Here is a 23095-nt window from a genome sequence, read left to right as displayed (position 1 = left end):
AACGAGGCGGTGTCAGCGGCCTGAGCGAGGGCCTCCCCGGCCGGCGATGGGGGCGGGGCGCTTCGTAGCTCTGCTGGGGGTGTTTGGCCGACTTGGTGGGGCCTCGTAGGACTCCGTGGACTGGCTGAGGCGAGACTTTACGTCGTGGGTGCGGGCGAGTTGGCTGTCGGCTGCGCGGCGTGCGTTGGTGTTCCACGCACGCACGTGGTCCTTGAGGGCACCGCGCAGGAACCCGGCGGGCAGGCCGAGCCGGTCCCCGAGTGCTTGCACGCCGTCCTCCCATCGTTCGGGGGGTTGGGCGGCGAGCACGGCCACGGCACCGAGGGCGGCTTCGGGGGTGGGCAGGTTGCTGATCCGCTCGTTGATGAGCGCATCGGCCAACGACCCGGCTTCGGTGAGCGCGTGGTTGAGGGCAGCAGCTTGGCCGGTGGCAAGGAGTTCGGCGGGATCACTGCCGGGGTTCAGGATGGCGTAGCGGGGGTCGAGCCCGTGGGGGGTGAGCATCCAGTAGTCGCGTTCGGCGGCGAGGCGTCCGGCGAGGTCGGCGTCGGTGGCGATGATCGGAGTCCGGTCAAGGCTGGCGAGTTGGGTGGCCTGCAGGCTGGTCAGGCTGGTGCCGAGCGGGGCCAGGCCGACGTAGCGGCCGTGGCTGGCCAGCGTGATCGCGTGGGCGTCCATGGGACCTTCGGCGAGCACGGGGATGCGGGTCGGGTCGGTGGTGAGGAGGTGGGTGGCGCCGTAGAGTTGGTTGCCCTTGTGGAACAGGGGCGTGTCGGGGGTGTTGAGGTACTTGGGTGCCCGCTCGTCGCTGCTGGTGGGGTTGCGGCGTCCGACGAATCCGAGCACGCGGTGGTCGGGGTCGAGGATGGGCAGCATGACCCGGTCACGGAACCGGTCAATCAGATGGCCGGTTCGTGCTTGGGTGGCGACGCCTGCGGTGAGCATCTCCTGGTCGGTGATGCCGTGGCCACGCAGGTGGTCGACCAGGTTGGTCCATCCGGCCGGCGCGAGGCCGGGCCGCAGGTCGGGGTGTTCGTGGACGTCGACGCCGAACCGGTCGGTGAGGTAGGCGCGTGCCCAACTGCGCGTGAACTTGTGCTGGTAGAAGCGGGTGGTGAGCTCGTTGATCAGTTCGAGCCGGTCCTGGCTGGCGGGGCTTTCCTTCCACTGGTCGGCCTGGTCGAGCAGCCGGATCGTGTCGGCGGGGTCGGTGTCGAGGCGTAGGCCGGTGCGGATGAGCGCTTCCACGGTGAGGTCGTCGCATTCCCATTCCAGCGGGGGTTCGGACTCGTCGGCCGGCTCGGTGGCGTCCAGTTCGTGGGTGGCGGGCTGCTCGTCGGGGGTGGCGACGTGGATCGGGTTGGCGGGGTTCCAGTCGTCCCACAGGTCGGTGGGCGGCGCCTCGGTCTCCAGGGCATCGGCGGGGGTGTCGTGGCTGTCGGCGAGCCGGGTGACGTCCTCGATGAGGGTCTGGATGTCGCCAGCACGGTGGGGGCTGATGAGGGCGTCGAGGGGCCAGCCGCGCTGCAGGCCACGGTCCACGGCGTCCACGAGCGTGACCCACCACGGGCTGGCCTGCATCGCCTCCGCGTGCACGCCGAGGCGTTCGGTGAGTTCGGGCAGCCACTGGTCGGGGGTGCGGCGTTCCCCGGTGCGCTGGGCGTGGTCGAGCTGGCCGGCGATCCGCCACCACAACGCGGCCGCGGGGTGGTCATCGGGCAGCGGCTGCACGCTGGCGGCTTCCAGCAGGGGCCGCACCTGGGTGCCGTGGCTGGACAGGTAGCCGAGCTGGCGGGCGAGCTGGGGCAGGTACGGGTCGGCGGTCATGGTCGCGGACAGCTCGGCCAGCAGCGGTCCCCACTCGGCCAACGCGGGGGAGTGGTCCTCACGCAGCCGGCGGTCCAGACCGGCCTGGTAGCGGCGAATGGTGCGCTGGAACTGCGGGTCCCCAGTAGGCCGCAGGTCAGCGGCCTCGACACCGGTCGCAGCTCGGAACACCTCGACGTCGGCCACCAGCGAGAGAGGCGGCGTCCAGCTGGAGGACCGCACCCACGCGGGCTGGCTCGCATCAGCCAGCGTGGCTGTGCGGACGTGGTCTGCCAGTGCGCCGACGAGGGTGCCGCGCGCGGTGAGGTAGGGGCCCCAGGTGGGGTGGTCGGCCAGCCGGGTCGGGATGCCGGGCAACCACGGCAGCGGCCCCCGGTCACGGGTGCGCGTCTCAAGGCGGGCGACCAGGACGGAGGCTTCGTCGCGGGCGTCGCCGAGCGGGGCGCTGGTGAGGGCGTGCTGGGTCTCGGCGAAGGGGTCGCGGCCGTCGGCGGCGATGAGGAGGAGCCGGTTGACCAGGGTGGGCCACGCGTCGCAATCGGTGATGCCGGGCACCACGGCGTCGATCCGTCGGGTGAGGTGCCGGATCAGGTCGGGGTCGGCGATCTGCGCGGACGCCACGCCGATCGCGTCGGCGTACCGGCGGGTGGCATCGGCCAGCTGGGTGGCCGGGTCGGCGGCGATCCGGGTCTGCGTGGTCGCCGAGACGGGGGTGTCGTCGCGGCCGAGGATCTTCTCCAGCATGTCGGTGGGGGTGAGCGGGCTGACCGTCTCCGGGGCGAAGGTGGTGTGCTCGTTGCCATCACTCACCACGGCGAGGTAGGCGTGGTTGGCGTCGCGGCCGCGGGTCATCATCGTGTACAGCAACTGGCGGGATTCGCCGCCGGACAGGACGCCGTGGGTGGTGTCGACCGAGATGCCCTGGGCGGTGTGGATGGTGGAGGCGTAGCCGAGTTCGACGTGCTCGGCGACGTAGTCGGCGGGCAGGGTGACGCGGCGTCCGGTGCGCGTGTGGGCGACGTGCAGGCTGCCATCGGCGCGGGCGTCGACCACCTGCCAGCGGTCACCGTTCTTCACGAAATCGGTGGCGCTGGTCCGCAGGCGACGGTTGTTGCGGCGGGTGAGGATGGTGTCCCCGGCGCTGGCGGGCAACCCGTCGGACAGCCACACTTCCCGGCCAGCGGGTGCGCCGTTGAGGCGCTGGTGGCGGGCGCGCGTGTTGAGTTCGGCGACCAGCTCGCGGGTGGGGGCGAGCATGATCGAGTCCAACCCGGCGGCACGGTCGGTGCTCCAGGCGGTGAACACGTCGGTGGTCATGGTGGCCAGGTCACCGACGTGAACGCGCTGCTGGTCGAGGTAGAAGCCGAGTGCTTCGGGTCGTCCAGCTCGGAGGGCGAGGCTGGCCGCGCCTTCGGCGGGATCGCGGAATCGGACCAGTTCGTCCAGGCGGAGCACTCCGTGGGTGGCTTCGATGTCACGCAGGACGCCGCCGGCGCCGATCGCGGCGAGCTGCTGGTCGTCGCCGATCAACCTGACGCTGCCCCCGGCGTCGAGGACGTGGCGGACCACCTGGTGCAGGCTGAGCGTGTCGGCCATGCCCGCCTCATCGACCAGCACGAGCGTGCCCTCATCGATGCGGGGCAGGCTCGGGTGGGCGGTGCCTTGGTCGAGGTGCCAGCACAACTTGGCCAGCGTGTCGGTGGGCGCGCCTGTCTGGTCGCGCAGCTGCTCGGCCGCCGCCGCAGACGGGGCCAGACCGATCACGGTGCCACCCCCATCGGTCCAGGCTTGGGTGAGGGCGCGCATCGCGGTCGTCTTGCCCGATCCGGCCGGCGCGATCGCGGCCTGCACGCGTGCGCCGCTGGTCGCCATCGCCGTGACGAGCGCCGCCTGCCCGTCGTTGAGGGTGACCCCGTTGGCGGCCGATTCAGCCAACGCGACCCCCACATGGGCCTCGGTGACCGCCCACCCGCCGGTGCGGCCGGCAGCCGCGACGAGGTACTCCTCAGCGGCCAACACGGGGCTGCTGGTGAACAACGTCGACCCCGCCACCGTGTACTGACTCGTCCCGTCCGCACGCCGCAGGGCGGCCGGTTCGGACGGTTCCACCACGCTCCCATCCGGGCTGGCCAACGGGCGCTCCAAGGACACGCAGTGGGTGGCCAGCGCATGCGCGACGACCTGGTGCGCGATCGTCTCGACCAGTGATCCGGCCACGTTCGCTGCCCGCAACTGGCGCAGGGCTTCGGCCCGCAGGTGCCAGCCCTGCCACGTCGAACGGTGCCCCTGCACGATGCCCACCACCCGCCGGGCCGTGGCCTCCACCCACTCCTGGTCCGGGGTGAACGTCACCGCATCCGGACGCCCCACCGCACCCGACACCATCGCGGCCAGCGCGTCAGCCGACCCCAACACCTCGAGCGCTTCAGCGCGCCACGTCGCCCGCTGCTGAGCCTCCGAACGAGCCGAATGCTTCGCATCCCGGGTCTCCAGGGTGGCCTGCTGCGCCAACCCGATCGCCTCCGTTGGCGACGGGGGACGACCATGCTGGGCTTGGAACTCGCGTGCCAGCACTGCACGTCGGGCCTCGATCCGCTGCCGCCGAGAGGACCAACGCTCGTTCAACGCAGGCTCCACCCCGACGATCTCCCGCACCGGACGCTTCCCATCCGGGCCGGGACGATCAGCGAACCGGACACCCAGCCGCTCGCTCAGGTGCCGCTCCAACGCGGTGTTGTAGGTCTCCGAAATGGTTACGACCGCCTTCAACAACACCCGCCCGTCGATGGAGTACCAGCGGCCCGTTTCGGCTTCCTGCACCTTGTTCGCGATCGCCACGTGCGTGTGCAAATCGGGGTCCCCGGCACGCGAGTCACGGTGGGTGAACGCCGCCCCGATCAGGCCGCGCACATCCACCTGACGCACGCCGCCAGCACCCACGCGGGTGTACAGGGCAGTCTCCTCGATTGCCCGCAGGGCGTCGGCCACCGCCTTCTGATGTGCCTGCTCGATTGTGGTGGCCAGCGGCCGGTCGGCCAGCGCCCACAACGTCGACACCGACTTCACCGGGCTGAACGTGACGTCGAACCCAGCCACCGCCGCAGAGGCTGGACGCGACAGCCGGGCCACCTCGCCGGCCAACTCGCGCGTGTCCTGAGGGGCACGCCCGTGCCGCTCGGTGAACATTTCAACGGCCACCTCGGTACGAATCCGGGCCCGGATGCTGGCCGTGATCGCCGCGCTGCGGGGGAGTCCGTGGGCGGTGTTGTAGGCCTCCAGTCGGCGGGCCACCTCGATCCGGAACGAGCTGACATCGCCAGCTTGCACCTGAAATGGGGTACCGAGCCGGCCTGCGCGTTCGACCTCGCCGGGGGTGGCGTTTGGGCGGACGGCGGCCGCGTGCTGGAGCTGTTCGGCCAGTGGGTGGTAGCCGACAGCGAACAGGTTCCACATCTGGGCGGCGGTCACCTCATCACCCGCTGCGAGTCCACCCATCCCGGTGAGTCCGGTGCCGACCCAGCGTCCGGGGGATTCGCCCTTCTCGGAGTAGTAGGCGGCCAAGCCGGGGCTGGCTTCGCTGGTGGCGTCCATGCGCGCGACCTGACGGGTCAGGTACTCGTACCCCGACCCGGCGGTGATCTTGGTGATGGACGCCGTCACACCCCTACAAGCAGCCGAATGGGGCTGGGCGGCCACCCGAGTTTCCGGAGTGCAAGAGGTGTGTACGACATGAGGGCTTCGAGATCGGTGGGGGGACGTGGTCTGGGTTAGCGACGGGCGGCTTGTCAGGAAGGAGGCGGGGGATAGGGGAGTTGTGGATGTCGGCGATTGGGGTGGCCTTCTGGCGGGATTCGGGTGCTTGTGGGGACGCAAGGAGCGGGATCTCGAGTCAGGAGGGGTGTCATGGCAGGTTCAGGTGGAGTTCGGGCGGCGGCTCGGAGCGCGGCAGCGGCTACACGGGCGCGGTTGAAGGCCGAGCAGGTGGCTCGGGAGCGGCTGCGGGACAAACTCGCTGAGGAGGTCATCGTCCAGCTCGCGACCAGGGACGCGGCAGTCGTCGAGTCCGAGACGAAGGCTGGCCAGGCTTTGGAGCGGCTGGTGGGGGAGCTTGGGCTTTCAACCCTTGAGGCCGGTCAGTGGTGTGGTGGCTTGCCGGCGAGGGAGATCAGCCGGATGCGTCAGCTCGCGCGAGAGCCCGGGGTGGCGGAACCGTGATCGGCTGGCGATCCCACTACCTGCTGGCGCGACTCATTCCGTTGACGGTCAGCCTGGCGGTGGTGTTGGTGGTCAACGCGCTGGTGCCTGGCTTCGTCTTGGGCTGGCTCGCGGGCAGTATCGCGGCGGGGCCGCTCCGGCGGCGAACGGGGCGCGGGTATGGCACTCGGCCGGCGACGCCGGCCGAGGTCGCCCTATTACGGGGAATGGGTGGTCTCGTCCCCGGCCTGCGTGGTCGGGGCGAACCCTCGTGGTGGATCCGCCAGTCCGATACCGGCTGGATGTGGATGCCCGACAGGCGGACCGTCGTGGTGACCAGCGGGCTTGTGGGGGGTCTGCGCACCGGTGCAGTCAGCCCAGACCGATGCGCTGCCGTCCTGGCTGACGCAGTCGGCCGCCTCCCTGTGACCACCTCGCACTTGGTACGTGTGGTTGAGGTGGCGTGCCTCCCCGCTCGACTGATCGCAGGACTCATCCCGAGGTCGATTCGGCAACCGTGGCACCCGCTGCCGCTGGGGCTGGCGTGCCTGTCGTTGGTGGCAGCCATCCAGCAGGGATCTCAAGGTCGCTGGGGAGTGGCCGTCCTGCAGGTGATCCTCGCCGGGGCACTCGTCTGTGCCCCGTGGTTCGAGACACGCTGGCAAACCACACTGGCGCAAATGGGCACAAACGCCACGATCCAGGCCGGACTCGACAGCCCCACGGCCTTCGCCGCGGGAAACGTCAGGGGCGATGGCTAGCGTCCTAGACGTGCCCACACCTCGCAGCGTCCCGGCCCCGACCCTGGGCGAACGCATGCAACGCATGCAGCAGGCGACCAGCACGCCGCCCGCGGGACAGCCGACCGGCACGGGCCAACACGTTTGGGTCCAGAAGACCGACGGCTGGGCTGCAGGACTGTTGGTGTCGTGGGCCCGAGGCGCCGATCGCCTGTGGTGGGGGCACGTCGTCGTGGTCGACGCAGACGGCGACCCGGCAGTCATGCAGATCCGCGCCGACCGACTCCGACCAGCGCCTGCCCCTCCGCCAGCCGGCTGACCCAACACAAGGACAAGATCCCACGGGTGTCCCTCAAGGACGGTTCGGCTGCTTGTCGAGGAGAACCCAGTCCTCGGGAGGGAAACCATGACCCAGCCAGCCGTCAACGACTCCAGGAACATGATGATCGCCCTGGCCCGCAGGGATGCCAGAGACCTGGACGAAGCCGAGCAGGCCATCGCCCGCACCGACCCGATGCGGTTCAACCACTGGGTCGCCCAGTTCGCGGCCGACCCCACGATGCTCCGCACCGCGGCTCCGGTCGAAGTGGCCGTCCTTCTGCGCACCCTGGACGCCCACCCCGGCTGGGTCGATGACCCCCGCACCCTCCACCAGGTGCGAGCCAACATCGTCGCCCAGCTCGGCGACTTCGACCACCAGGTCGTGCGGGGAAGTCGCGCCCACGCGGTCGACACCATCCGGCAAGCCCAGAACCCCGACTTGGCCACCTTCCGCGCGAGCGTCCTCGCTGCCATGGACCAAGCCCACCAAGACGTCTCTCGCACCGGCAGTTCCATCCAGACTGCGTTCGCCAACCGACTCGCCGAACGCGGACTCATCACCACCGACCCTGAGCTCGGTGAACCCTTCGAACACATCAAGCCCGGCAGCCGAGCCGCCGGCGTCGACCGAGGCCAAGACACCGGGTGGGAACCCACCGCACAGGTGCGGGGACTCGCACGATGAGCCGCATCAGTCAGGCCACCTACGCAATGCTCGTCCTCACCCGGCAAGACGCCCGTGACCTGCAGCACGAGGAACGGACCGCCGAACTTCGCGACCCCGACACCTACCAGGACTGGGTGACCGAGTTCACCGACAACCCCACCCTCCTGCGTCAGGCACCCCCCGCCGAAGTCGCCGCACTCATCCGCTCGGTTGACGCGCACCCCGACTGGCTCGACGACCCGCCGCTGCTGGCCAAGCTCCACACGACGATCGACCAACAACTCAGCACCTTGGACACCGAGACCGTCCTGGGAGACAGCCCGCATGCCGTCGACGCCGTCCGCCAAGCCCAACGTCCCCTCGTCGTCCGGCTCCGCACCTCGCTGCTGGTGGCCCTCGACCACGCCGTCCGCGACGTCGACGAACAAGGAGTCGACCTCGTCGAGGCACTCGCCACGCGACTGGCCCAGCGTGGGCTCACCACCCCGGCCCCCACACGCCAGGAGACCCCCGCCATCTCGATGGCACGGAAACCGGACCGGATGCAGCTGACGTTGGGTGCCAGCCGGCTGGGCAGGGGAGTGGGACGATGACCGACCACCTCACCCTCGTTCTGGGGCTGGTCCGCCAGGCACGCACCAGCGGCGAGTTCACCGACGAGTTCGCCCAAGCCGCCCTCATCGACGCCGAGGTCGACCTCGAGGACCTGGCCGACGCACCTCCGCCCTGGAGTTCGGTGGCCCCGCTCAGCCCGCGCGCCTGCGTCGAGCAGGCTCTCGCGCTCCTGGAGCAGATTCCGGACACTGAGCAGCTCCGTGACTGGCTCGCCGAGGCGCTCGCTGGGCAGGCATCATGACCGCCACCATCGGCCGCTTGCTCGACCGCCTCCACAAGACGGCCTACGATCTCGACCCCACGGGAGCACCCCAGCCGGCCGAGATCGCCCACCTCGCCGCAGGCTGGGCCGCGCTCAGCAGCCGCCTCGAGGCAGCGCTGAGCGCCCTTCCCTACGACATTGATGGCGTCGGCGAGGCCCAGCGTGACCACTACCTGTCCATGCTGCGTCCCTTGCACGGGCCCACCCGGAACACGACCACACCCGACCCGCGCCTTGAGGACGCCACCCTCATCGTCGGTGCCATTGCCGACCTGCTGGTCACCAATCGGCCACCCTTCCAAGTCCAAGCACCGGAGAAGTGGTTCTACACCAACGCCAAGGTGTACCCGCCGGTCTACCAGTGGCGTGACCGCGATGATCCGGGCGCCACCGGGCTGCAGGGCAACCTGCTGGCGGCCACCTACGCGATCGGGCAGTGGACGCTCCAACGCCTCGAGGCCAACCACGCGCCCGCCACCCGCTTTGCACGATCGATCCGCCACGTTGTCGCCCTGTGCCAGTACGAAGCCCAGTCCGACCCTGAGACCCGGCGCGGCGGTCTGGACCACGTCAGCGCCACCCCCATCGACGAGCCATCCCTGCTGGGCGCGCTTGCCCGCTGGGCAGACGAAGCCGAGCAAGCGCTCTTCCGACGCATGGTCACCAGCGGAACCTTGGCCATGCTCGCCTCGGACATGGCTATCCTCACCGCAGCCACCGGGCACATCACCCGCGCCGGAACCTCGGCGGGAGATCGGGGAGTCACGGACGAGCTCATGGGTGCCATCGCTGGTTGGAAGAAGACCGCCGAGTGGCCGACCGATATCCGCATGGGCGGGCCCCGCGCGCGTGACTACATCAGCGCTTCCCGAGAACTCCGCAGCTACGTCTCAGCCGACCTACGGGGACCGTCGGGCTGGCACGCCCCGGAGCGCCTGCGTCAGCTCTACACGGTCGATCACCTCGACACCCTCGCCTACACCCTTGCCCACCGCGCGGCGTGGGTCGGCGAGGCCCTCAACAGGACCGTCCGAGACCTGGCCATCGGCCAGGGACGCCTCTGGATCACCACCGACAAAGCGCGCGAAATGGACCCGGACTTCTACCGCATCCGATGGGTAGCCCAACCCGACGGCGCCCCAGCAGTCGGCGTGTCCGTCGACTGGCACATCCTCACGAAACCCACTCCCGAAGCCATCGACCTTGCCGAGACCAGCCGGCAGGCCGCCAAACACCAACACGCGGCGGCACGCCACATCACAGGCAGCTTGAGCACGGCGAAGCCGCAGTACGAGACCATGCACGGGCTGGCGCTGACCCGGGATCGCATCAGGATTCAGCCAAGCTCATCACTGGGACAGTCGAATCACCGGATGGCAGAGTTCCGACGGTGATGCTGCCTCGTGTCTGCCGTCGTTCGTAGGGGAGCTGTGAGCGTTTGAACGCGCAGCCCGGGAGTCTCGCATGAGGCCCAGGTGGCGGAGCAGGCCTTCTTCGTGCGGGGCTTCTTCGCGCCGTCGGGCGGCTTCTTCGCCAGCGACTCGGCCACGGCTGCGGCGATGCGTGCGGCCTCGTCAACGGCGAGCCGGGTGCGGACGGTGTGGAACGGCGAGGGCTTGCCGGTGTTCGTCGTGCACTTGGCGTCAACGGCGGCGGGGCAGGTCGGGCAGGTAACGGAGAGGGCGTTTGCGGTGTTCGTCATGGCATGAACGTAAGAGAGCTGGGGCGAACTTCCCGAAGCGGGTCTTCACGGTGCGGAGACTCGCGGTGTCTGGCGTAGTCAAGACTCTGGCAACTGCGTCGGGTGGGCTACTACTCCACACGGCGCTGTGACCGCATCGCCCTCAAGATCTCCGGACGCTCCTTCGGCCTGGAGCCCCGCAACGCCATGTAGTGGAGGGCGATGTCCTTGGCGTACTTGAGCGCCCCAGCCGCGCCCAACAGGATGAGCAAGTCCCACATGCAAACACCTCGCATCTGCTCTGGGTCACACCCCCCAGGGCTTCAGCATTGGTGTCAGCTTGGCCTGCACGCACTTGTCCGGCCTGCGGTGTGGCAGGCCGGCCTCCCACTCTTGCGGCCTCGAGGGGGAATTCCCGAGACCTCTGGGTCTGGTCTTGGCAGCAAGATTACACCGCTGTGATTCAACGTGGAAGCCGCTGGGTTACCCACCGAGAAGCCCACACGCGAGGTCGGCTCGGCCGAGACATTCCGCGACGAGGCCATGCTCTACGCGATGAGGCTCTCTCAGGCGGGCGCGAGTGTTGACTTCCACATGTATGCGGGAGGCTTCCACGGCTACGACGCCAGCGCACCTGTCGCACACGTGCCTCGGGCCACGCTTGCGGTTACATCCGGCACGCGCTCAGTTGCCGAAGTGCAACTAGCCACGGACCTCGTCGCGAATGGCGCCCGGCATCCGACAGGGGCGTGCACCGGCGGCGCGAACCCGATCCAACGATGCGTCCGCGGTACCGACATTGGTGCCGACCACGTGCCACATCTCGGGTCCGTGGGCCCGCTAGGGGCAATGTCGGAGGGCTGCTTTGCGCGTGGCGACTAGGGGTTTCGGAGGACGTTGGGCCCATGGGGGAGGGTCCAAATCGAGTCCGATGGTTGCCTGTTCGAGACTGAGCAAGGGTCAGGAGACCTTCAAATTCGTCGAGCCCCCACGGCAAGATGATCAAACCCGGCGGGTGTTTCATGAGCTCTGGAGAGCCCGACGATCGGTGCCGCTTTGGGCGCCAACTCGGCCAGGGGCCTCGAACCCGCTCCGGCGGCCCGCTCAGCCTTGAGGTCCATGGCGTCTTCGTACTGGGAAGATGGGCCGGACATGACAGAGAAGGGGTGCCCATGAACGATTCGACCGCGTGCTTCCCCGATACCCCTGTTCGTCCTGCGTTTGATCCGGAACTCGTGGCCCCGCTTGCGGTCCTTCGGGCGGGTGTGCCGAGCCTCTCGGCCGAATCGCTGGAGGTCTGGCGACGTGCCGCACTTGAGGGTCGGAGACCCGATGGGGTCGTCACCAGCGACGCCGTTCGGGTGGAGGAGTACACGACTGACGAGCACTCCGAGGAGCGCGAGGTCCCGTTGTCGTTGGTGCGGCCTGTTGCCCAGACGGGTCCGTTGCCCGCTATCTGCTACATGCACGGTGGGGGCACGGTGTTGGGTGATCGGTGGTCTGGCATCGACCCGTTCGTGCGGTACGTGGTTGAGGGATTGGCGATCCTGGTGACTATCGAGTACCGGTTGGCTCCTGAGCATCCTGATCCGGCCCCGATTGAGGATTGCTACGCGGGGCTGGCGTGGGTTGCGCAGAATGCCAAGGAACTGGGAGTCGATCCGAATCGGATGCTGGTGGCGGGGGTGAGCGCGGGAGGCGGTCTGGCCGCGGGGGTCGCCCTGATGGCACGTGATCGTGGCTTCCCTCACCTGAGCCATCAGGTGCTGCTGTGTCCGATGTTGGATGACCGGTTCGAAACGGCGAGCAGCCGGATGCTGGATGACGAGGGTGCTTGGGATCGAGGGGCGAGCTGGTTCGCGTGGTCGGCCTTGTTGGGCGACCGCCGTGGCGGTCCGGATGTCTCGCACTACGCCGCTCCCGCCCGCGTGGCTGATCCTGCTGGTTTGCCGCACACCTACATTGATGTGGGTTCAGCTGAGGGCTTCCGCGACGAGTGCCTCGTCTATGCCCGAAGGTTGTCCGAGGCCGGGGTGTCGGTGGACCTGCACATGTTCGCTGGCGGCTTCCATGGTTATCCGGGCGTCGTTCCTGAGGCGGCGATCTCGAGGGCGACGGTTGCCTGTCGCGACGAGTTCGTGCGACGCGCGCTCCGCCCCGCTGACCAAGTGCTCGCTGAGGCCGGGGATGGCTGAGCCCCACGAGTTGTATGCCGGTCTGCGGTTCACGTTCCTGTTGGCCGATCAGTACAAGTTCTCGGGCTCATGGGTCTACCCCGAGAGCCGCGTCCCGTACTCGTTGTTACGCCTGATCACGCGCGGGACTGCGGACTTCCAGCTGGACGGGGAGACGGTGGCAGTGGGGCCGGGTGATGTCGTGCTCATCCCCGAGGGCACTCGGCTGTCCTGTCAGGCGACGGGTGGGGAGATCTCCTTCATCTCGATCCGATTCATCACCTCGGTCAAGCTGGGCGACTCGGACTTCCTGTCGGCCTACTACGGGGTGCCGGTCGTTACCCACTTCGGGCCGGAAGCCCCGGTTCGTGATCGCTTCGAGGCGCTGCATGCGGCCGCGGTGTCTACCTCGAGTGCGCGGGTGTTCCGGATCCGGGGCCTGTTGGAGCTCATCATCGCCGAACTGGTGGAGAGGGCGGCTGAGAGCTCACCGCCGCTGGGCCGGGAGCAGCTGCTCCAGGTGCAGTCGGCCGTGCCGGCGCCGGGGCGGGGGAGCGCGGTGAAGCGGGATCCCCGGATCGAGGCGGTGGTCGACTTCCTCACCCACCATCCGACCGTGCAGGCAGACACCGATGCCCTGTGCCGGCTAGCCGATCTGAGCCCTTCCGCGCTTCGCCGGTTGTTCAAGGCGCACACCGGCAAGACGATCGGGGAGTTCGTCACCGAGCTGCGGATGATGACGGCCGCGCGGATGCTGCTGATCACCAGCGAGCGGGTGGGCGACATCGGGCGTCAGGTCGGCTACTTCGACCAGAACTACTTCGCGCGGGCGTTCAAGGGTGTCTTCGGGGTGTCTCCGCAGGCCTACCGGGCGGTGTCACGCGAGCAACAATGAGCCTGATAGGGGCCAAGTTGATCGTATTGTGCTAATTATTGCCGCGTTGGCTAGAGACCGGGGCGGGTTCCGATTCTTACGGTTGATCCATCGGGTTCGACGTCGAACCCAGATGGCTTACCCCGAGGAGGAACAATGAGGAAGCCACTCGCGGCAATCGCCGCCGCACTCGCCGCAATGACCATGATGGCCGGTTGTGGGTCTGCTCCCGCCACCCAGGCCCCGACGCAGAACGACGGAGCCCTCGAAGGCGAGATCACGTTCTGGCACTCGTTCACCCAGGGCCCCCGCCTCGAGACGATCCAGGCCGCCGCCGATGAGTTCACCGCTGACAACCCGGGCGTCTCGATCAAGATCGAGACGTTCTCGTGGGCCGACTTCTACACCAAGTGGACCACGGGTCTGGCCTCGGGGAACGTCCCGGACCTGTCCACCGCCCTGCCCAACCACGTGGTGGAGATGCTGGACGCTGAGGCCATCGTGCCGATGGACGACCTGATCGACGAGATCGGTCGTGACCGCTTCTACGAGGCTCCGCTGAAGGAGGTCACCAGCGAGGGCGCGACCTACGCGGTGCCCCTGTACTCCCACGCCCAGGTCATGTGGTACCGCAAGGACCTGCTGGCGAAGTACAACCTGGAAGTCCCCACCACGTGGGATGAGCTGAAGACTGCTGCCACCACGATCAGCCAAGGTGAGGCCGGCGCGGCCTACGGTCTGTCGGTGCCGATGGGGACCAACGACATGATGGCGACCCGTTGGCTCAACTTCTACGTCCGTAGCGCCGGGGAGCGGCTGCTCACCGACGACAACAAGGCGAACCTGGCCAGCCCGGCTGCCATCGAGGGTGCCAAGTACTGGACCGACCTGTACCAGACGGTGTCGCCGAAGGACTCGGTGAACTTCAACGTCCTCGACCAGGCCACCCTGTTCTACCAGGGCCGGACGGCCTTCGACTTCAACTCCGGCTTCCAGATCGGCGGTGTGCAGACCAACCGGCCTGACCTGCTCGACCAGATCGCCGCTGCTCCGATGCCGACCCTGAAGAAGGGCGACGCGGCGACCGGATATGAGACCTCGAACATCCCGCTGGTGGTCTGGGAGAACTCTGAGCACCCCCGAGATCGCCAAGGCCTTCATCAAGTACCTGTACGAGCCCAAGCACTACGTGCCCTTCCTGCTGTCGGTGCCCGTGGGCATGCTGCCGGCGCTGAAGGAGGTCGCGGAGGACCCGACGTTCCTGTCGGACCCGACGGTGGAGAAGTTCAGCAACGAACTCAAGGTCATCTCCGACGCCGTGGGTCACGGCACCGCGATCGGCATGGAGAACGGCCCCGTCCCGCAGGCTGGTCTGCTGGCGAGCCAGCGTGTGATCGAGAACGAGTTCCAGGACATCGTCACCAACGGAACTGCTGTTGAGCAGGCCGCACAGGCAGCCAACGTCGAGCTCGACAAGCTCTTCGAGACGCTTCGCTGATCAACTCCCTCGGACGGGCGGGTCGGACCGCCCGTCCGGGGTGCCCCGAAGGAGGCACACATGCGCACCGCCACGCGCCCCATCCCTGCCATCCGGCGTCGGCGACGCAGCAAGACCGGGTTCCTGTTCCTGCTGCCGGCACTGTTCATCGTCAGCGTGCTGCTGATCTACCCGGTCGCCTCGAGCTTCTACTACAGCTTCACCGACAAGCACCTGATCCGCCGGCGCTATGAGTTCGTCGGCCTGGACAACTACATCGAGATCCTCACCGATCCCGGCTTCCTGCACGCCTTCCTGGTTTCCATCAACTGGACGGCCGCCTCATTGCTCGGGCAGGTCGTGGTGGGCTTCACCGCCGCCCTGGCCCTGAACCGGATCAACCACTTCCAAGGCTTCTTCCGGACCATGCTGATCATCCCGTGGGCGTTTCCCTCGATCGTGATCGCCCTGTCCTGGAAGTGGATCCTGAACGGCGTGTACGGGTTCGTGCCGAACCTCATCGTCAAGCTGGGGATCAGCGACACCCCGCCCCAGTTCTTCTCCAACCCCAACCTCGTCTTCTCCACCCTGGTGTTCATCAACATCTGGTTCGGGGCGCCGCTCATCATGGTGAACGTCCTCTCGGCCCTGCAGACCATCCCGAAGGACCAGTACGAGGCAGCGCAGATCGATGCCGCCACCCCCTGGCAGTCCTTCCTGCACATCACGCTCCCGCACATCCGCGTGGTCGTCGGCCTACTCGTCGTCCTGCGCACCATCTGGGTGTTCAACAACTTCGACACGATCTACCTGTTGACCGGCGGCGGACCGGCCAACCTCACCGAGACCGTGCCCATCTACGCCTACAACGTCGGTTGGGGCCTCAAGCAGCTCGGCCAGTCGTCGGCAGTGACCATCGTCCTGCTGGGCTTCCTGCTGATCATCTGCATGTTCTACTTCCGCCTGCTCGACCGCTGGGAGAAGGAAATCGCATGAGCAACACACGTCGCCGCATCCTGCGCCCCGGTTGGTTCGGCACCACCGTCAGCTACGTCTACCTGATCATCCTGACCGTCATCGCAGCCTTTCCCCTCGTCTGGGTCCTCGTCTCGTCGGTGAAGGCACCCGGTGAACTCACCACGGATGCGACCAGCTTCTGGCCGCGCGAGCTCACCCTCGAGCACTACCAGACGGTCCTGGGCCAACTGCGCTTCGGTACCAACATCGGAAACTCGGTCATCGTCGCCCTGGCCACCACGCTCATCTCGCTGGCGATCTCTGCCTTGGCGGCGTACGGCATCGTGCGGTTCTCGCCGCGGCTCGGCAAGGCCATGACCCGAATCATGATCCTGACCTACATGTTCCCGCCCATCCTGCTGGCGATTCCCTACTCGATCGTCATGGGCCAGATGGGCCTGATGAACAGCCGGTTCGGCCTGGTGCTGGCCTACCTGTCCTTCTCGGTGCCGTTCGCGGTGTGGCTGCTGGTCGGCTTCTTCCGGACCGTCCCCATCGAGATCGAGGAGGCCGGCTACGTCGATGGCGCCAACCGCCTCCAGGTGTTCTGGCGCGTCGTCCTGCCCATCGTTGCCCCGGGGCTGGTCGCAGTCGCCATCTACACCTTCATCAACGCCTGGAACGAGTTCCTCTACTCGCTCATCCTCATCAACGGAACCGACAAGATGACCGCCTCTGTGGCCCTGAAGTCACTGGAGGGCCAAGAGGTCCTCGACTGGGGAACCATGATGGCCGCCTCGGCGATCGTGGTCGTCCCGTCCGTCATCTTCTTCGCCATCATCCAGAACAAGATCGCCGGCGGCCTGGCCTCGGGATCGGTCAAGTGACAAGGAAAGAACCCATGGAAACCATCGGATACGCCGTCGTCGGGACGGGGTACTTCGGCGCCGAACTGGCACGGATCATGAATACGATGCCGGGGGCCCGCGTCACCGCGGTCTACGACCCGCTCAACGCAGCCGATGTCGCCAAGGAACTGGGATGCGACGTCGAGCAGGACCTCGACGCCCTCTTCGCCCGCCCCGACGTCCAAGCGGTCATCGTGGCCTCACCCAACCACATCCACCACGAAGCCGTCATGGCTGCAGCCCGCCACCAGGTCGACATCTTCTGCGAGAAGCCCATCGCCCTGAACTACGCCGACTGCGACGCCATGGTCGCCACCGCCGCAGACCACGGGGTGATCTTCATGGCCGGACACGTCATGAACTTCTTCGAGGGCGTGCGCTACGCCAAGCGCGTCATCGCCGAAGGACGGATCGGCGACGTCCTCTACTGCCACTCCGCCCGCAACGGCTGGGAAGAGCCGCAGCCCTCCATCAGCTGGAAGAAGCGTAGGGCGCTGTCCGGTGGCCACCTGTACCACCACATCCACGAGCTCGACGCCATCCAGTCCATCCTCGGCCCCGCCGAGTACGTCACCATGGCTGGCGGCAACGTCGCCCACGTGGGCGAGAACTTCGGTGACGAGGACGACATGCTCCTGCTGCTGCTCGAGTTCGCCGGCGGCAAGTACGCCGTCTGCGAGTACGGGTCGGCCTTCCACTGGCCCGAGCACTACCTCCTCATCCAGGGCAGCGAGGGCGCCATCCGCCTCGACATGCTCAACGCTGGCGTCACCCTGCGGACCAAGTCCGGCGTCGAGCACGCCCTCCTGCACCGCACCGAGGAGGAAGACGCCGACCGGACGCGGTTCTCCAACGAAGGCGAGATGGACGGCGCGATCATGTACGGCCGACCGGGCCGCAAGCCGCCCCTGTGGCTCCAGGGCATCATGCAGGCCGAGATGGAGTACTTCAACGCCGTCATGCACGGCGAAGACGTCGGCGACGAGTTCCGACCCCTCCTGACCGGCAAGGCGGCTCGCGACTCGATCGCCACCGCCGACGCCGCCACGCTCTCCCTGACCCAGAACCGGAAGGTGGCCGTCGCCGAGATCCGCGACCGGGTGCGGGTCGGCGCAGCATGATCATCGACACCCTCGACCAACGCCACAAGTACGCCCACGACCCGGTCCTGTCAGCAGCGCTCACCGCCCTGGCAGCCTTCGACGCGACGACCCCAGTGGGGACCCGCGTCGACCTGGACGACGAACAAGGCCACATCACCGTGGCCGCGTTCGAGTCGCAGGACCCGGCGTCCAAGACCCAGTACGAGGCCCACCGCCGGTACGCCGACGTCCACGTTGTCCTGGCCGGCGAAGAACGCATCGACGTGGCCAGCCTGACCGCGCTGACCAAAGCCACCCCCTTCGACGAGGCCGCCGACATCGGCTTCCACGAAGGGCCGGCCACTGTGTCCATCACCCTGAAGCCGAGCTGGTTCGTCGTCTGCTACCCCACGGATGCACACCGCCCGGGCGTGTGGGCCACCGGGCCCGGCACCGTACTCAAGGCCGTAGGCAAACTCCGCGTCGCCTGAACCACCACTCGACTGTCCAAGGAGGACACCATGTCGATGCTCAAGGGCATCGTTCCGCCCCTGCTCACCCCCTTCCACCCCGACGGGACCCTGGACCTGGTCGGCCTCGACAACCTGGTCGACCACCTCCTCGACGCCGGCGTCCACGGCATCTTCGCCCTCGGCTCCTCGGGCCAGGTGGCCTACCTGACCGACGCCCAACGAACCTCGGTCGTGGAGCGGGTAGCAGCCCGCGTCGCCGGCCGGGTCCCGGTGATGGTCGGAACCGCCGACCTCACTGCATCCCGGGTCGCCGACCAGGCCAAGCGCGTGATCGACGCGGGCGCGGACGCGATCGTGGCCACGGCCCCGTTCTACGCGCTCAACTCCATCTCGGAGGTGGCCGAGCACTACCGGATCATCGCCCGAGCCGTCGACGTACCCGTGATCGCCTACGACGTCCCCGTCCGCGTGCACAGCAAGCTCTCCCGAGACACCCTGATCGAACTCGGCCGGGAGGGAGTCATCGCCGGGGTCAAGGACTCCTCAGGCGACGATGTCGCCTTCCGACGCCTCGTGCTGGCCAACCGCGCAGCCGGCAACCCGCTCGAGATTTCCACCGGACACGAAGTCATGGTGGACGCCATGGCGCTGCTGGGAGCCGACGGTGCCGTCCCCGGTCTGGCCAACGTGGACCCGGCCGGCTACGTCAGGCTCTGGCAGGCCGCCCAGATCGGTGACTGGACCACGGCTCGCACCGAGCAAGAGCGCCTCTGCCAGCTCTTCGAGATCGCTTTCGTGCCCTCCGGTCGATCCGGGGATGCTGCCGGTATCGGAGCATTCAAGGCGGCCCTTGCAGCGATGGGCGTCATCGACTCTGCCAGCATGCCGGCGCCCTTGGAGCCACTCACCGACCAACACGTGCATGCCATCGCGCAGATCGTCGAGTCGGTAGGTCTCGGACACGTCCGAGCGGCCTGACCTCCCTCTCGCCAGCTGCTGCGCCCCTGGGAAGGAAGGCGAACGATGACCCGTTCCATCGAGAACACCGTTGTCGGAGTCGACCTCGGCGGAACCAAGACCGCAGCTGCCCGAGTCGACGCGGACGGCACCCTCGGGCCACTGGCAATCAGTCCAACCCCAGCCGGGGAGGGCCCGGACGCAGTCCTCGACGCAGTGGCGGCCACCGTCCTCCAAGCGTCGCAAGGCAGGACACCCACGGCGGTGGGAATCGGTTCCGCGGGAGCCATCAACGAACACGGAGTCGTCGTCAGTTCGACAGACACGTTCAAGGGATGGGTCGGAATAGACATCGCATCGGAACTCCGAGCCCGGCTCGGAGACCTGCCGGTCATGGTCATCAACGACGTCGACGCCCACGCCCTGGGAGAAGCGTGGCAAGGCGCCGCCGCCGGAGCACGTTCCGCCCTCCTGGTCGCTGTCGGGACAGGAGTAGGCGGCTCGCTCATCCTGGACGGCCGCCTCCAGACAGGGGCGCACCACCTGGCGGGGGAGATCGGCCACATCCCGACAGTCGGCGCCGAAGGCCTGCCCTGTCCCTGCGGACGTCTCGGTCACCTAGAAGCACTTGCGGCCGGCCCAGCCATCCACCGCCGCTACCGAGAACTCGGCGGATCCGCATCGATCCCGAACGCCGTGGAGCTGTTCAAGGCTGCGACCGAAGGTGACGACATCGCCCTGCGTGTCATCCGCGCGGCCGCCACAGGGTTGGGGCGCGCGCTGGCAGGTCTGATCACGTGCCTCGACCCAGAAGTAGTCGTCATCAGTGGAGGCCTGGCGAACGCAGGCCCGCTCTGGTGGGAACCACTCGAGACCACCGTGCGCTCCGAACTTGTCGAAGCATTAGCCAACACTCCCATTCGGCCTGCCCAACTCGGCACAACCGCAGCCATCTTGGGGGGAGCTCGCACGGTGGCCGTCCAGTAGGTGCGCATGAGGGCCCGCGAGCGACAGGCCGAGCAGGCGGCAGTCGGGCTGCCTCACAAGGGCGTGGGATGGGTACCGACATTGGTACAGATCACGGGCCACAGCTCGGGTCCGCGGGCCCACTAGGGGAAATGTCCTCAGGCAGCTGTCTTGAGCGTGGCGACTAGGGGTTTCAGGGGTCGGTCGAAGTCCTTGGGGGAGGGCCCGGCTCAAGTCCGATGGTTGCCCAGCAGACCTCACGATGGGCTTCCGGTTCGACTGCAACCAAGCCCGGTACATGGCTCATGGTGTTGGAACACGCTCGGCAAGAATGGGGTCATGCTTGTAGTGGTTGACAGTTCGGCGTTCGGCCAAAACCCAATGGTCGATCTTTCTCAGCTGGATCGTTGGGAGGCTGCCTGTCGGCGACGTGGGCACGAGTTGGTGCTACCGGAGATTGTTCTCTGGGAGTTGTACGAGCATTACCAGGCGGAGGAGCGCAAGTTCTCTAATGCCGTGGGGGCATTCAATCGGGCGCGGACTCGGCACCGGTTGGAAGCACTCCAAGCTCCGGGCCCGTTGACCTTGGAGGCCCTGCGCGACATGGTGGCGGCCACTGGAGTGCGGATCCTTCCCCTCACGGGGGAGCAAGCCGTTGAGGGTCTGCGCGACCAAGTACTTCAGCATGGTGCGGGATCAACGAAGTCGGGCCACAAGGTTGGCGCTGCGGATTCCGCTTGGCTGCGAGCGGCGTTCTCGGCGGCGGCGCTGGGCGAGCTTGTCTTGGTGTCGGGGGACGTCAAGGCGATCGCCGGTGTGGCGGAAGTGCTGGGTGTGCCAGAGCCGCAGCATGTCGTCAGCTTCCCCGATCTTGGCCGTCTGATCGGCATTTCTCCTGCCTCGGAGGACATCCAGGCCAAAGTCGAGGAGTTGCTCGGACCGCTGATCGAACGGCAACGCGAGGCGCTAGCACGGGACTTGTCGAGTCGGATGACCGATGGGCCGATGGTGGCCCACCAGGTGTCAGTTGATCTGGAAGGGGTCGAGTTGCAGGGGGGGCCCTTCGTGCTCGCGGGGGACTTCGCTGAAGGAGAGCTCGAGATCCGGGGCACTCTGAGGCTTGGCTTCGACCACTCGTGGCTTTCGGGGATACCGTGGGATCAAGGAGAGGAGGCGCATGCCTTCACATTGGAGGCCGAGTTCGGGATGGATCTTGACGGAGACGAGCTGTTCGACCTGCTGCGCCCTGGCTGGCTTACCTGGCGCTGATTAAGTGGCGTGATCTGAAGTCCCTCGCCTTTTCGTAGAACGTCCCCCCTATGGGGTGGCCACTTAGCCATCAAACCGTGCCTGTGGGGGTGTTCACCCGTGCAACTGGGGCCGGGTGGATGGAGGGCGGTGGCCGACGGCAGTCGCGGCTGGTCCTCCTTCACTGAGAGGAACACCCATGTCACGCTCTGCAACCGTCACCCTGCTCACCACCCAAGAAGCGGCCGCCGTGCTCACGATCACCGTGTCCACGCTGAACGCCTGGCGTTGCCGGGGTGGTGGCCCGCCGTGGCTGAAGATCGGCCAGTGCGTCCGCTATGACCTGGATGAGCTGAAGATCTGGATCGACGCCCAGCGTCAGCTGCCCGACCGCGCCCAGCACCGGCTGTGATCGACAAGCGCCCGGATGGGCGGTGGCGGGTCCGCGTCTACCACCGCAGCCGCTACGTTCGCTCTCGCACGTTCGCCCGCAAGACCGACGCCGTGGCGTGGGAACGCAGCCAGCAGACCGCGCTCGCAGCCGACACCTGGGCAGCTCCTGCTCGTGAAGGGGTCACGGTGGGGGAGTGGTGGGAGCACTTCCAGCGCGTACGTCCTCCGATCAAGCCCTCCACGTTGGCGCGCCAAGAGGGGCTGGCGAAGCGCTACCTGCTGCCGCGCTTCGGCAAGCGCCCGCTCACTTCGATCGCGCCGTCGGAGGTGGCGGCGTGGGCCAACCTGCTGTACTCGACCATGTCGGCGTCCTCGACCCGTCAAGCGGTCGGATTGCTGCGCAGCATGTACAAGATGGCGCTGGCCGACGGGCTCGTCCAACGCTCTCCCGTGGAGGGCGTCAAGCTGCCCAGGGTCAGGCGCAACGAGCCGGCTCCTCTCACCCACGAACAGGTGTGGCGCCTCGTCGCCAAGATGGATGCCCGCGACCGAGTCATGGTCCTGGTGATGGCCTACGGAGGGCTGCGCTGGGGAGAGTGCATCGCATTGACCACGGCTGCGTTCCGGGGCGACGAACTCCGGCTGACGGTGGCGGTGGCCGAAGTGAACGGAGTACTCCACTTGGGGACCCTCAAGGACCACGAGGCGCGCACCGTTCCCCTGCCCAGCCTCATCAGCGCCGAGCTCCGCAGGTGGATCGGGCAACGGACCGGACTCCTCTTCCCCGACGCCAAAGGGGGATACGTCCGCTACTCCAACTGGCGCCGCCGGCGGCTCGACACCGCAGTCAAGGCCGCAGGGCTGCCCAGAAAGGTCACGCCCCACAACTTCCGCGACACCGCCGCATCGCTCGCGATCCAGGCCGGCGCGTCGGTCGTGTCCGTATCGCGGATGCTCGGTCACGAGGATCCCTCGACCACGTTGAAGCACTACGCGGGGCTCTTCCCATCCGACCTGATCGAGGTCTCCAACGGGTTGGACAGGGCTGCCAAGAGAGCGATCCGGATGCCCCAACAGGGACTCGCTGCTATTCCTGTACCGACCATATACCGACCAAACTCGTCAGATGCCCCAAAACTGGGGTCAAGAATAGAACAAAATCTTGGATGAAAGTCCTAGTCAGGATCGGTTTCAGGCTGGCGGCCCCGGCAAGATTCGAACTTGCGACACATGGTTTAGGAAACCACTGCTCTATCCCCTGAGCTACGGGGCCAACCCG

At 67.5% G+C, this 23095-nt stretch carries 22 protein-coding genes and 1 tRNA gene; 20 read left to right on the top strand and 3 right to left on the bottom strand.

Annotated elements, in window-relative coordinates:
* Positions 1 to 12: 12 nt before the first annotated feature.
* Positions 13 to 5487, bottom strand: coding sequence for a MobF family relaxase (gene mobF, locus Q4G50_RS08905; RefSeq protein WP_303377306.1), 5475 nt, complete (start codon positions 5485 to 5487; stop codon positions 13 to 15).
* A gap of 306 nt (positions 5488 to 5793) precedes the next feature.
* On the opposite strand from mobF, the gene Q4G50_RS08900 reads away from it, so the two are divergent.
* The 8 genes from Q4G50_RS08900 (at position 5794) to Q4G50_RS08865 (ending at position 10335) form a co-directional block, all read left to right on the top strand.
* Complete coding sequence (locus Q4G50_RS08900) at positions 5794 to 6042, top strand: hypothetical protein (protein ID WP_303377305.1); 249 nt, start codon at positions 5794 to 5796, stop codon at positions 6040 to 6042.
* Between the two features lie 206 nt (positions 6043 to 6248).
* Entirely contained in the window at positions 6249 to 6782 is a 534-nt protein-coding gene (locus Q4G50_RS08895) for a hypothetical protein (protein ID WP_303377304.1), read from the top strand.
* Positions 6783 to 6792: 10 nt separating this feature from the next.
* On the top strand, positions 6793 to 7080 hold the full coding sequence (locus Q4G50_RS08890) for a hypothetical protein (RefSeq protein ID WP_303377303.1): 288 nt from the start codon (positions 6793 to 6795) through the stop codon (positions 7078 to 7080).
* A gap of 87 nt (positions 7081 to 7167) precedes the next feature.
* Positions 7168 to 7767 (top strand): hypothetical protein, encoded by a 600-nt coding sequence (locus Q4G50_RS08885; protein ID WP_303377302.1) that lies wholly within the window; start codon positions 7168 to 7170, stop codon positions 7765 to 7767.
* Positions 7764 to 8342, top strand: a complete 579-nt coding sequence (locus Q4G50_RS08880) for a hypothetical protein (protein ID WP_303377301.1) — start codon at positions 7764 to 7766, stop codon at positions 8340 to 8342. Before Q4G50_RS08885 ends, Q4G50_RS08880 begins: the two co-directional genes overlap by 4 nt.
* Entirely contained in the window at positions 8339 to 8605 is a 267-nt protein-coding gene (locus tag Q4G50_RS08875; RefSeq protein ID WP_303377300.1) for a hypothetical protein, read from the top strand. Before Q4G50_RS08880 ends, Q4G50_RS08875 begins: the two co-directional genes overlap by 4 nt.
* Positions 8602 to 10020: a hypothetical protein gene (locus tag Q4G50_RS08870; protein ID WP_303377299.1), complete on the top strand. Its 1419-nt coding sequence runs from the start codon at positions 8602 to 8604 to the stop codon at positions 10018 to 10020. Before Q4G50_RS08875 ends, Q4G50_RS08870 begins: the two co-directional genes overlap by 4 nt.
* Before the next feature lie 81 nt (positions 10021 to 10101).
* Positions 10102 to 10335 (top strand): hypothetical protein, encoded by a 234-nt coding sequence (locus tag Q4G50_RS08865; RefSeq protein WP_303377298.1) that lies wholly within the window; start codon positions 10102 to 10104, stop codon positions 10333 to 10335.
* Positions 10336 to 10438: 103 nt separating this feature from the next.
* Here Q4G50_RS08865 and Q4G50_RS08860 read toward each other — a convergent pair whose 3' ends face one another.
* Positions 10439 to 10588, bottom strand: coding sequence for a hypothetical protein (locus Q4G50_RS08860; RefSeq protein WP_303377297.1), 150 nt, complete (start codon positions 10586 to 10588; stop codon positions 10439 to 10441).
* Positions 10589 to 11479: 891 nt separating this feature from the next.
* On the opposite strand from Q4G50_RS08860, the gene Q4G50_RS08855 reads away from it, so the two are divergent.
* From Q4G50_RS08855 to Q4G50_RS08800, 12 genes are all read left to right on the top strand, one after another.
* Positions 11480 to 12502, top strand: a complete 1023-nt coding sequence (locus Q4G50_RS08855) for an alpha/beta hydrolase (RefSeq protein ID WP_303377296.1) — start codon at positions 11480 to 11482, stop codon at positions 12500 to 12502.
* Positions 12495 to 13376 carry an AraC family transcriptional regulator gene (locus Q4G50_RS08850; protein ID WP_303377295.1) on the top strand — a complete coding sequence of 294 codons (882 nt, stop codon included), beginning with the start codon at positions 12495 to 12497 and terminating at the stop codon, positions 13374 to 13376. Before Q4G50_RS08855 ends, Q4G50_RS08850 begins: the two co-directional genes overlap by 8 nt.
* A 135-nt stretch (positions 13377 to 13511) precedes the next feature.
* Positions 13512 to 14795 carry an ABC transporter substrate-binding protein gene (locus tag Q4G50_RS08845; protein ID WP_303377294.1) on the top strand — a complete coding sequence of 428 codons (1284 nt, stop codon included), beginning with the start codon at positions 13512 to 13514 and terminating at the stop codon, positions 14793 to 14795.
* Between the two features lie 118 nt (positions 14796 to 14913).
* Positions 14914 to 15828 (top strand): carbohydrate ABC transporter permease, encoded by a 915-nt coding sequence (locus Q4G50_RS08840; protein ID WP_303377293.1) that lies wholly within the window; start codon positions 14914 to 14916, stop codon positions 15826 to 15828.
* Positions 15825 to 16676: a carbohydrate ABC transporter permease gene (locus Q4G50_RS08835; RefSeq protein WP_303377292.1), complete on the top strand. Its 852-nt coding sequence runs from the start codon at positions 15825 to 15827 to the stop codon at positions 16674 to 16676. Before Q4G50_RS08840 ends, Q4G50_RS08835 begins: the two co-directional genes overlap by 4 nt.
* A 14-nt stretch (positions 16677 to 16690) precedes the next feature.
* Complete coding sequence (locus tag Q4G50_RS08830) at positions 16691 to 17818, top strand: Gfo/Idh/MocA family protein (RefSeq protein ID WP_303377291.1); 1128 nt, start codon at positions 16691 to 16693, stop codon at positions 17816 to 17818.
* Positions 17815 to 18270 (top strand): YhcH/YjgK/YiaL family protein, encoded by a 456-nt coding sequence (locus Q4G50_RS08825; protein ID WP_303377290.1) that lies wholly within the window; start codon positions 17815 to 17817, stop codon positions 18268 to 18270. Before Q4G50_RS08830 ends, Q4G50_RS08825 begins: the two co-directional genes overlap by 4 nt.
* A 30-nt stretch (positions 18271 to 18300) precedes the next feature.
* The gene (locus Q4G50_RS08820; RefSeq protein ID WP_303377289.1) at positions 18301 to 19230 is read left to right on the top strand and encodes a dihydrodipicolinate synthase family protein; all 930 of its coding nucleotides are present in this window, start codon (positions 18301 to 18303) and stop codon (positions 19228 to 19230) included.
* 45 nt (positions 19231 to 19275) lie between these two features.
* The gene (locus tag Q4G50_RS08815; protein ID WP_303377288.1) at positions 19276 to 20196 is read left to right on the top strand and encodes an ROK family protein; all 921 of its coding nucleotides are present in this window, start codon (positions 19276 to 19278) and stop codon (positions 20194 to 20196) included.
* A 318-nt stretch (positions 20197 to 20514) separates the two neighbouring features.
* On the top strand, positions 20515 to 21444 hold the full coding sequence (locus Q4G50_RS08810; RefSeq protein WP_303377287.1) for a hypothetical protein: 930 nt from the start codon (positions 20515 to 20517) through the stop codon (positions 21442 to 21444).
* A gap of 178 nt (positions 21445 to 21622) precedes the next feature.
* The gene (locus Q4G50_RS08805; protein WP_303377286.1) at positions 21623 to 21835 is read left to right on the top strand and encodes an AlpA family transcriptional regulator; all 213 of its coding nucleotides are present in this window, start codon (positions 21623 to 21625) and stop codon (positions 21833 to 21835) included.
* Positions 21832 to 22986, top strand: coding sequence for a site-specific integrase (locus Q4G50_RS08800; RefSeq protein WP_303377285.1), 1155 nt, complete (start codon positions 21832 to 21834; stop codon positions 22984 to 22986). The genes Q4G50_RS08805 and Q4G50_RS08800 overlap by 4 nt, the downstream gene beginning before the upstream one ends.
* A 27-nt stretch (positions 22987 to 23013) precedes the next feature.
* Here Q4G50_RS08800 and Q4G50_RS08795 read toward each other — a convergent pair.
* Positions 23014 to 23089: transfer RNA gene (locus Q4G50_RS08795), tRNA-Arg, on the bottom strand.
* Between the last annotated feature and the right edge of the window lie 6 nt (positions 23090 to 23095).

Source organism: Corynebacterium sp., assembly GCF_030538285.1.
Classification (GTDB): Bacteria; Actinomycetota; Actinomycetes; order Mycobacteriales; family Mycobacteriaceae; genus Corynebacterium.
Note: the sequence above shows the minus strand (reverse complement) of the source record. Positions and strands in the feature narration are given on the sequence as shown.